The 8,885-nt window shown below is 72.6% G+C and carries 9 protein-coding genes and 1 tRNA gene; 6 read left to right on the forward strand and 4 right to left on the reverse strand.

All coding sequences use genetic code 11. From position 1 onward, the window contains the following. Window positions 1–15: 15 nt before the first annotated feature. The 6 genes from RUMESO_RS15335 to RUMESO_RS15360 all read left to right on the forward strand — a co-directional run bounded on the left by RUMESO_RS15335 (window position 16) and on the right by RUMESO_RS15360 (window position 6,743). A tRNA-Ala gene (locus tag RUMESO_RS15335) sits at window positions 16–91 on the forward strand. Between the two features lie 765 nt (window positions 92–856). Further along, window positions 857–2,956, forward strand: coding sequence for a dynamin family protein (locus RUMESO_RS15340; protein WP_051521375.1), 2,100 nt, complete (start codon window positions 857–859; stop codon window positions 2,954–2,956). A gap of 23 nt (window positions 2,957–2,979) precedes the next feature. Continuing rightward, on the forward strand, window positions 2,980–4,434 hold the full coding sequence (locus RUMESO_RS15345; RefSeq protein ID WP_051521376.1) for a dynamin family protein: 1,455 nt from the start codon (window positions 2,980–2,982) through the stop codon (window positions 4,432–4,434). Window positions 4,435–4,462: 28 nt separating this feature from the next. After that, entirely contained in the window at window positions 4,463–5,122 is a 660-nt protein-coding gene (locus tag RUMESO_RS26440) for a roadblock/LC7 domain-containing protein (protein WP_211262898.1), read from the forward strand. A gap of 102 nt (window positions 5,123–5,224) precedes the next feature. Next, window positions 5,225–5,578 (forward strand): hypothetical protein, encoded by a 354-nt coding sequence (locus RUMESO_RS15355; protein ID WP_037281421.1) that lies wholly within the window; start codon window positions 5,225–5,227, stop codon window positions 5,576–5,578. A gap of 115 nt (window positions 5,579–5,693) precedes the next feature. Further along, entirely contained in the window at window positions 5,694–6,743 is a 1,050-nt protein-coding gene (locus RUMESO_RS15360; RefSeq protein ID WP_051521377.1) for a lysozyme inhibitor LprI family protein, read from the forward strand. Window position 6,744: 1 nt separating this feature from the next. Here the strand turns inward: RUMESO_RS15360 and RUMESO_RS15365 are convergent, their stop codons facing one another. From RUMESO_RS15365 to RUMESO_RS15380, 4 genes are all read right to left on the reverse strand, one after another. Beyond that, complete coding sequence (locus RUMESO_RS15365; RefSeq protein ID WP_037281422.1) at window positions 6,745–7,155, reverse strand: DUF3995 domain-containing protein; 411 nt, start codon at window positions 7,153–7,155, stop codon at window positions 6,745–6,747. Between the two features lie 16 nt (window positions 7,156–7,171). Further along, window positions 7,172–7,756 (reverse strand): hypothetical protein, encoded by a 585-nt coding sequence (locus RUMESO_RS15370; RefSeq protein WP_156362964.1) that lies wholly within the window; start codon window positions 7,754–7,756, stop codon window positions 7,172–7,174. A gap of 178 nt (window positions 7,757–7,934) precedes the next feature. Beyond that, window positions 7,935–8,330, reverse strand: a complete 396-nt coding sequence (locus tag RUMESO_RS15375) for a carboxymuconolactone decarboxylase family protein (protein WP_037281424.1) — start codon at window positions 8,328–8,330, stop codon at window positions 7,935–7,937. 131 nt (window positions 8,331–8,461) lie between these two features. Next, window positions 8,462–8,755: a hypothetical protein gene (locus tag RUMESO_RS15380; protein ID WP_037281425.1), complete on the reverse strand. Its 294-nt coding sequence runs from the start codon at window positions 8,753–8,755 to the stop codon at window positions 8,462–8,464. Window positions 8,756–8,885 lie beyond the last annotated feature (130 nt).

An 8,885-nucleotide genomic window follows, 5' to 3' on the forward strand; every position in this document is an offset into this window, starting at 1 on the left:
CAAATACGCCGCCGTGGGGTCGTAGCTCAGTTGGGAGAGCGCGTCGTTCGCAATGACGAGGTCCGGGGTTCGATCCCCCGCGGCTCCACCATACTCAAGATCGAATCGCCGACCGACGCGCAACGGGGGCCGCTGGCGCCATTCCCCGCGCAGGCCGCCACGTAGGTGAAGCCGTCGTCCCCGACGGCGAGCGTCGTGACGCCGAACGCACCGCTCGGGTTCGCCGACGGGCTGCCGAACCCGGTGTTCCGGGGCGCCACGGTGCCGGCAAGCACGGCCATGACCCGACCCAGGCCCCGCTCCGGGCGCGGAACCGTCCCACGGCCACGCAGGGCCTTGCGCCGAGGCCGGGATCTTGCCACGGGCGGCGGGAAGCCGGAGACCGATAGGCCCCTGACGCCCTGATACGGCGGCAGAATCGGTCCGGCCTCGCTCCATCCCGCAGGCGCTCCGCGCACGGAGTCTGCGGCCCCGCCTTCCCGGTGGATCGTTCCGGGATCACGCAAAATCCCCAAATCCGGCGGCAGATTGACCTCTCCGCCTCAAAAAAACACGATTCACGACAAACGCCTTGCAAGGTTCTCGCGCATTTTGGTCGCACCCGCTTGCCGTCCGACACCTGGCTGGCGCGCGGGCCCTTCCGCCCTGCCGCCCGTCGCGGGATGAGGGCACAAACGAGGAGACGACACGTGCCGGACACCAGGCCCAGGCCCCCAGGTCTCGCCGACGTCGCGGGCCCGCCCCTCGCGCGGGTTCGCCGCCTCCGATCGGGGGCGCGAAAGGCTGCCCCGGACCCCCGGGCCGTCGCCGCATCGTCTCCCATCACGGCCCAGTCCCCAGCAGAAAGCTCCACCCCATGAACGACCTCGCTGCCACGAACGCGTTCCAAGCCGGGCGGCCTGCCGACGCGACCTCCTGGTCCCAAGGGCCCCACGACACGCTCCTGACCATCGGGACGGAACGCCTCGGCGCCCTCAAGGAGGAGAAGGCCTCTCTCGCCGAGGTGATCTCCGGCCTGCTGTCGGCCGCCGACGACCGCTCGCGCGACAAGCTCCGCGCCCTGGAGGGCGAGCTCGCCGCCCACGCCGCCACCATCACGGTGATCGGCCAGGTCAAGGCCGGCAAGACCTCGGTCATCAACGTGCTGACGGGGACGCCGGGCTTCCTGCCCTCCGACGTGAACCCCTGGACCTCGGTCGTCACGACCGTCCACGTCAACAAGCCCGCCCCCCGGGGCAACATCAAGGCGTCCTTCCAGTTCTTCGAGCGCGACGAATGGGACCGCCTGATGCGCGGCGGCGGCCGCCTGGGCGAGATGGCCAAGCGCGCCGGCGCCGGCGACGAGATGGAGCGCATCGAGCAGCAGCTCATCGACGTGCGCCGCAAGTCGCAGGAACGGCTCGGCAAGAACTTCGAGCTCCTCCTCGGCCAGACCCACAACTACGACCGCGCCGACACCGCGCTGATCGAGCGCTACGTCTGCATGGGCGACCCCGACGCCATCGAGACCGAGTTCTCCAAGCAGGGCCGCTTCGCCGACCTCACCCGCGCGGCCGACATCTACCTGACCCTGCCGCAGTTCCCCTTCCCCTTCTCGCTCCAGGACACGCCCGGGGTGAACGACCCCTTCCTGATGCGCGAGCAGATCACGCTCCGCTGCGTCCGGAACTCCGAGCTCTGCGTCATGGTCCTTTCGGCCGCGCAGGCGCTCAACACCGTGGACCTCGCGCTGATCCGGCTCCTCTCCACGCTGGACCGCCGTCAGCTCATCATCTTCGTCAACCGCATCGACGAGCTCGAACGCCCGGCCGAGCAGGTGGAGGAGATCCGCGCCTCGCTCGACGCCACGCTCCAGAAGCACGGCATCGGCAGCGTCCGCGACATCCTCTTCGGCTCGGCCAAGTGGGCCGAGGCCGCGCTCACCGGCAAGCCCGGCGAGCTGCCGGAGGCCGGGCAGGCCGCGCTCCTCGACTGGGCCCGCGTGGCCGACGTGCCGCGCGACAACCCCGATCCCTGCGTCTCGATCTGGCACCTCTCCGGGATGCCCGCCCTGATCCGCGCCATCGGCGACCGCGTGGCCGAGGGCTCGCCCCAGCGGCTCATGCAGAAGGTCCGGCGCGACCTCAAGAACGTGGTCACGCAGTCCTACGCCGGCATCCTCGGCGAGGGCGGCCCCGTGGGCGGCACCGACCGCGTCCACCTGACCGAGGCGCAGGTCCAGGCCCGCATCCGGGCCATGACCCAGGACCTCCAGGCCGAGCTGCGGCGCGAGACCACCGAGATCCTTTCGGAGCTGCGCGGCCGCCTCACCGCCGCGAGCGAGCAGTTCGTCGAGACCACGGTCGCCGCCATGATCCGCCACATCGAGGTCTATGGCATCGAAGGCCAGTGGGAATGCGACCCCATGCGCCTCCGGGTCCAGCTCCGCGCGGCCTACATGGGCTTCGCGCGCTCGATCCGGGCGGTGGCCCAGCGCCTCCTGGCCCGTGCGGCCGAGGAGACGGGCGCCGTCTACCACGACCTCCTGGGCGAGCCCGGCCAGGGCCTCCGCCTCGAGCCGCCGCTGGTGCCGCAGATCCCGGCCCCCGTGGCGATCGGCAAGACCATCGTCGTGGACCTCCAGGGCGGCTGGTGGAAGCGCTGGATCAAGCTCCGCCGGGGCGCCCAGGCCTTCGCGGGCGAATACCGGACGCTCATCTCCAACGAGACCGGCACCATCGTGGCCGAGATCGAGGAGCAGCAGGTGGCCGCCGTGGACGCCGCCCTGCGCCGCACCCTGCAGGAGTTCCTGGACGAGCACGCGCAGACCCTGACCGGCATCGCCAAGGCCGGCCGCGTCACCGGGGACAACCTGCGCGCCGCGACGGGCGCCGACCGGCACTCGGCGCTCCGCCGGCAGCTCGATGCCGCCGCCGCCGCCCTGAACCTCGGCCCCGACCTCGCGGCCAGCGCCTGACCCCGGGAGGAGGAGAAGCCCCCATGCCCAGGACCGACCAGCCTCGCCTCGTCACCGACGAGCAGCTCGACCGTCTCTCGACCTCCGCCCGCGCGCGGCCCCGGATCGCCCTGATGGGCGAGTTCAGCTCGGGCAAGTCCACGCTGCTGAACCTCCTGATCGGCGAGGCGCTGCTGCCGACCAAGGTCACCGCGACCGAGCTGCCGCCCGTCTGGTTCAGCCACGGCGAGCCCCGCGCCTGGTGGGTGGGCAAGGACGGCGGCGAGCACCCGCTCGACTTCGGCAGCTTCCAGAGCGTGCCGATGTCGGCGCGCTACGTGCGCGTCACGACGCCCTCGCCGATGCTCGAACGTTGCGACATCGTCGATACGCCCGGCATCTCCGACCCCAACCTCGAGGAGGATTCCTGGCGCTTCGCCGTGGGGCACGCGAACTTCGTGCTCTGGTGCACCTCCGCGACACAGGCCTGGCGCGAGACCGAGCGCTCCACCTGGACCTCGCTGCCCGAGCGCCTGCGCGCCAACAGCGTCATGGTGGTCACGCGCTCCGACAAGCTCGGGCCTGGCGACCGCGAGAAGGTCAAGCGCCGCCTGTCCCGCGAATCCTTCGGCCTCTTCGGCGGCCTCGTGTTCCTCTCCACCCCCGACGCGGTGCGCGGCCTCGCCGCCCTGACCGAATCGAACGACCCGAACCTGTGGCACGAGAGCGGCGGCGCCGACCTCGAGGAGCGGATCGCCTCCGGCCTCGACGCCGTGCGCGCCGCGCGGCTCGACCTCCTGGACCGCTACCAGTCCACCGGTCCCGCCGCGCCCCGCGTCGTGACCCTGCCCACGCCGCCCCTGCCCACGCCGCCCCTGGCCGAGCCCGCGCCCGTCGTGGTCCTGCCGACCCCCGCCCCGGCGCCCTCGGCCGACGCCTTCGACTTCATCCGGCCCCGGCGCGTCGAGGTGCCCGAGGTCCGCCGCAGCGACCGTCCCCTGTCCGAGGAGCCTGCCGACCCGCTTGCCGCCATGCGCGCGGGCTGGATGAACCTGCGCGATGAGGCCCCCGCCGAGCCTGCCCCCGTCCTGCGGCTGCCCGACCCCGTCCGTCCTCCCGCCCAGCCCGCCTGGACCGAGCCCTGGTCGGACGAGGACGACACGCCGCTGGTGCTCGACCGCGCCTGGGCCGCGCCGGCGCCCGCGGAGGAGAGCCCCGCGCCCGAGCCCGCGAGCCCGTCGGAGGAGGCCGCCTCCATCGACGCGGTGCTCGCCGCCGTGGCCGTCCCGGCGCCCGAGCCGGAGGCCCCCGCCGAGATCCTGCCGAGGGCGGTTCGGATCTGGCGCGACATCGTCGCCCGCAACTCCGAAATTCCATCGAATAGCCCGATCCTCGCCATGATTGACCAACTTCTCTGCGAATTGTCGCGCGAAGATGGACTATCCGATGGGATTGGACCGGAAGCGGCAACGATAATCGGACAGACCCGGGCCGCCTGACCGGCGCGCCCGCTGAGGGAGGGGGAAGTTGGCGATAAATCTGTTCCGAAAGTTCGGCGCGGTCCTGCCAGGAGCCAAGGACCAAGCACCGGCCGGCATCGAGGAGGACCAGGGCGGCTTCGGCCCGCCCGGCGGCGTCCTGTGGACGACGCCCGTGGACGTGCTGTCGGACCGCCCCAAGGCGGCGCCCGCGCGGCCGGCGGTCACCGACATGCCCGCCCCGGGCCCCGCCAGCGACCATGTCGCGCCCTCCCTGCCCCCGCGCGCCGAGCCGGTCGTCGCCCCGCCCTCGTGGGAGCCCGAGCTCGCCGCCTTCGCGCCTCCGCCGACCGGCTCCTCGACCGACATCTCGGGCGCCGCCGACATCTCGGGTTTCGTGGGCGCCTGCCTGGTGGACAGCGACTCGGGCCTCATGCTCGCCGCCGAGGGGGGCGAATCGATCGACCTTGAGGCTGCCGCCGCGCTCAACACCCAGGTGGTGCGCGCCGAGCATCAGGTGATCGAGGCGCTCCAGCTCGACGACCATGTCGAGGACATCCTCATCACCATGACCAGCCAGCTCCACTTCATCCGCCCGCTCGAGGCGTCGCCGCAGATCTTCCTCTACGTCTGCCTCGACAAGAAGGGCGCCAACCTCGGCATGGCCCGGATGCAGGTGAACAAGATCGAAAGCGGCCTGAAGCTCTGACACCCTCCGGGCGCGCGGCCCTCCCTCCGCGCGCGCGGGGCCTCCTCTCCAGGGGACCTCCCTCCCAGGTCCCCAACCACCCCGACCGAAAGGACCGACCCCATGTCAACCAACATCGCGGCGACGAGCGAGATCGCCGGCTTCATCGGCGCCTGCCTCGTGGACAGCGAATCCGGCCTGATGCTCGCCTCCGAGGGCGGCGGCAAGCTCGACCTCGAGGCCGCGGCCGCGCTGAACACCCAGGTCGTCAAGGCCAAGCTCGACGCGATCCAGACCCTCGGCCTGAACGACGGGATCGAGGACATCCTCATCACGCTCGGCAAGCAGCTTCACTTCATCCGTCCGCTGGAGAAGGCGCCGGGGGTGTTCCTCTACGTCGCGCTCGACAAGAAGGCGGCGAACCTCGGCATGGCCCGGATGCAGGTCCGCAAGATCGAGGGCAGCCTCAGCCTCTGACCCCCGCCATGCCGGGAGCGCACACAGGCCCTCCGCCCCCGGAGGGCCTCTAGCCGTTCGGCCCCCGCCGGAACAGGCTCGGCACCCCCGCGTTGACGGGGAAAGAGGGTGCCCCATGCCGCGCGCGTCCGCCTCGTTGCTTCCCGTCCTCGCCATCGCGCTCTGGCCGATCCAGGGCCATGCGCAGGAGGGCCCGTCCTTCGACTGCCGCTACGCCGAGACCGCGACCGAGCGGGCCATCTGCGCGAGCCCACGCCTGTCGCGCCTCGAACGGCGGATGTACCGGTCCTACCTCGGCCTCGTGGAGGCCGTGGGCGAGCGCCAGGCCCGCCGCCTCGCCGACCGGTTCCTGGAGCGTCGGCAGGCCTGCGGCGCCGACGAATCCTGCATCGCCCAGCGGCTCCGGGTCTCCATGCGCGTCTTCGAGCGCCGCGCCGCCGGCACGACCCGCCTCGCCGCCCGAGAGGCCGGCGAGGACCTGGCCTCCGAGCAGGCTGCGCCGCAGGAGCAGGTCGCCGCCGCCGAGCCCCTCTTGCCCGAGGACATTCCCTCCCCCGTCGCCCGCGAGGAGGCAGCGCCAGTCGAGGACGCCCTCATCCCGGACGACTCCGCCGAATCCGCCCCACGAAGCGACCAGGCCGCCCCCGCCCAGCCGACCGAACCCGACCTCCCCCTCGCCGCTCAGGCGCCCCTGCCCTCCGACCTCGGCCCGCTCCTCCATGAGGAGGCCCCGACCGCCGCCGAGGAGGAGGTCGCGACCGCCGGGACGCCTCCCTCCGCCGACCAGCTCGATGCGGCCATCGACGGGGCCGACCTCGCCTCTTCCGACGCGGCCGCCTCCTTCGACCGACCCACCGCCTGGGCCTTCATGGCCCTCCCCCGCGACCAGCGGGCCGAGGTGCAGGCGCGCCTTCAGGGCGCCGGCCTCCTCGACGGCCCCGCCGAGGGGAGCTGGGACCGGCCCACGCAGGTCGCCCTCGACGCCTTCCTCGCCTCCGAGGAGGGCCAGGGCTTCGACGCCGGGACCGAGACCGGCGCCGCCCTCGCGCTCGAGTACCTCCGCTCCGACGCCTTCGCCCAGGCCCATGGGATCGCCGCGGCCGAAGCGCCCGCCGAGCAGGCCGCGCCCGACCCGAACGATCCCCTGGCCTCGGCCGAGTGGTGAATCAGCCCCCCTCCAGCGCCAGGACCAGGAACCCGGCCGCGACCGCGACGCAGAGCGGCCCGTAGATCGCCCGGTCGAGCCGCGCGAAGGGTTCCTGCGGCGCCACCCGGCGCCAGGACCGCATCCAGGGCATCGCCCCGCGCAGCAGGAACGCGCCCGCCCCCACGAGCAGCACGGCCTGACGCGCCCCTCCCCCCGGCCACCAGGGCAGCGAGGCCGCGAGAAGGCAGGCCCCCGCCACCAGCCCGCAGGGAATCGGGCCCGGCATCCGCTCGGCCCCCGCGACGCCCACCACCGCCCGCACCAGCGCCCGCTCCTCGCGCAGCGGCCACCAGATGCCCAGCGCCCAGAGGAGGTGAACCGCCGCCGCCAGGAGGAGGCCCGCCGACAGCACGGCCGACAGCACGATCATGGCCGCCCCCGCGCGCTCACTTGCCCGGCCGGATCGCCACCGGCTCGATCACGCGGCGCGCCTGATCCGTGCTCTCCTGCCAGTTGAGGAGGGCGATCCCCAGCTCCGGCAGGAACCGCAGCGCCTCGACGTAGTCGTTGGAGGTGTCGTAGGCGATCATCACCGGCACCGCGCGATAGGAGCAGGTCCCGATCGCCAGCACCTCCTCCGCGCCATAGGCCTGCGACTGCGCCTGGTCGTGGAGCCCGAACTGGTCGGTCACCCGGACCGGCGTGTCGAAGCGCTTCTCCGCCTCGACGACCGGAAGCTCCTCCGCCGTCCGTCCGTAGTCGTAATCGACCCGGGCCTCCGCATCGACCCCACCATCCGCCGAGACCGGGGTGTAGGAGAGGAGGTGCAGCCCCTGCCCCAGCTCCAGCCGGTAGCCCGTCCCATCGCCGAAGGTGCCGAGCACCGCGACGACTCCCGGCGCGCCCGTGGCCCGGAACACCTCGGTGGTGCCGTCGTCGTAGTCGACCCGGATTCCACGGGGCAGGTCGCCCGAGACCGGGCAGGCGGCCTGCCCGAAGGCCGGACCGGCCAGCAGCAAAAAGGAAAGCAAGGCAGCGCGCATCATCAGGAACCTCGGGACCGATCGCGTCCGATCCTAAAGCGCAATCCGAAAAGTGCGACGCGGTTTTCGGGCCGATCCGGGCGTCGATCCGGGGCCCCGATGCGGCTCGCAGGCAGTTGATCGGGCACGGCCCTCCTTCGGCGCCATCCCGCCGGGACCGGCACCGTCACGCCCGGAACCGCTCGTCCACCTCCACCCCCAGCGCGGTCGCGAGCGCGTTGGTCTGCATCGCCATGGCGATCACGGCGAGGAGCTCCGCGTGCATCGCCGGCGTCATCCCCTTGGCCCGGGCCGCCGCCGTGTGCGAGTGGACGCAGTAGGCGCAGCCGTTCGCCGTGGACACCGCCACATAGACCAGCTCCTTCACCAGCGGATCGAGGGCCCCCGGCGCCATCACGCCCTGCGCCCGTTCCCACACCGACCGAAGCTGCTCCGGGTCGTGCGCCAGCGCCCGCCAGAAGTTGTTGACGTAGTCGGTCTGCCGCCTGGCCCGGATGTCGTCGAAGACCGCCCGCGCCTCCGGGCTGGCCGCATCGTCGGAGAGCAGCGGAACTGTGCCCATCACGATCCCTCTCGGCAGAAGGGGCTGCGCTGGACGGCAAGACGCATGGCGAACCTCCGCAGGTCGGGCCCGGCGCGGGATGCGCGGGCTTCCTGCCACAGGGAACGGCGAGCGGGACGGTCAGGTCAAGATCACGTCCGGGGCTTGGTCAGGCGCTTGACGTTGGCCCCGGTGCGCCGGGCGATGGGCTTGATGGCGGCATGGGCGATCTGGTCGGGGCTCTTGCCCGCCATCGCCGCCGCGCCCGCCGCGATCGCGGCCTCCACGAAGGCCGGGCCCTTCTCCGCGAACATGGTATGGTTCTCGCGCGGCGAGGCGGGCAGGACGCCCACCATGCCCAGGGTGCGCAGGGCGATCACCGTCTGCGCCTCGGCCATCATCGACCAGAAGGCGAAGGCGGACTGCCAGGGCTGGAAGGGGTTCATGCCGGTTCTCCGCATCGCGCGACGTCTCCTGGGGTCCGGGGCCCCAGCGGCCCCGGCCGGATCAACGCGGCATCACGGGCGAAGGTCCCTCTCAGGACCCGCGCTTGATCTTGCCCGGACGCCGCGTCCC

It is taken from the genome of Rubellimicrobium mesophilum DSM 19309 (assembly GCF_000600335.2).
GTDB classification, from domain to species: Bacteria; Pseudomonadota; Alphaproteobacteria; order Rhodobacterales; family Rhodobacteraceae; genus Rubellimicrobium; species Rubellimicrobium mesophilum.